Annotated in this window: 1 pseudogene; it reads left to right on the plus strand. The window is 62.1% G+C overall.

Annotation, left to right across the window (positions count from 1 at the left end):
- Nucleotides 1-62: 62 nt before the first annotated feature.
- Nucleotides 63-755: pseudogene (locus tag AC3WLB_RS24270) on the plus strand (IS3 family transposase); the annotation flags it as partial.
- Nucleotides 756-943: the final 188 nt, after the last annotated feature.

The raw sequence follows: 943 nt of genomic DNA on the forward strand, positions 1-943 counted from the left end.
CATTCCCCGACCGCATCGAGCCCTACCTCTAACAACCAACTGCCGATGACCGCTTACACAAACAACTTGACAGGCTCGACGAGTACGGCATCACCGTCGGCGAGAACCGCGTGCATCGGCTCTGCCGCATCGCTGGAATCACCGCCAGCCATCACAAGAAGCGTTCCAAGCCCGGCTCCACCGGGCCTGCCCCGCATGATGACCTCCTCGCGGTCGTCGACGAGCACGGCGTCGTCCGGCATGAGTTCGCCGCCGATGCCCCGAACAAGGTCTGGCTCTGGGACATCTCCGAGCACCCCACTCGTGAGGGCAAGCTCTACATCTGCGCGATCAAGGACGTCTGCAGCAACAAGATCGTCGGCTACTCGATCGACTCGCGCATGAAGGGATCGCTGGCGCGGTCGGCGCTGCGCAACGCGATCGCTCTGCGGCAGCCGGTCGGCACGATCTGCCATTCGGACAGAGGCGGCCAGTTTCGCGCGAAGAGGACCCAACGGCTGCTCGAGAACAACGGGCTGGTCGGGTCGATGGGGCGCTCCTACGGCGCGGGCGACAACGCCAGCATGGAGAGCTTCTTCGCGCTCCTGCAGAAGAACGTCCTCAACACGCGCCGCTGGGAGACGCGGCAGGAACTCCGCCTCGCGATCGTCACCTGGATCGAGACGAAGTACAACCGCCGCCGCCGTCAACGAGGCCTCGGAAAGCTCACACCCGTCGAGTTTGAGATGATCTACAGAACCGCAGAAGCGGCCTGAACACCCCGACCCCTACCCGTCAACCAAAGTAGGGGCAGTCCCCTACGACCCGGTCAATGTGCTGAGGTAGCTCGGCAATCCTCTCCTCATCAGTCCAACTTGCGATGAAATGGTCAAGTCCCGTGGAGTGGTGTAACGAACATTCTTCGAGAATGAGCTTGGCTACGCAGTCAACGTGAGGGGTAGTT

This window comes from Herbiconiux sp. FW305-C-125 (genome assembly GCF_058783455.1).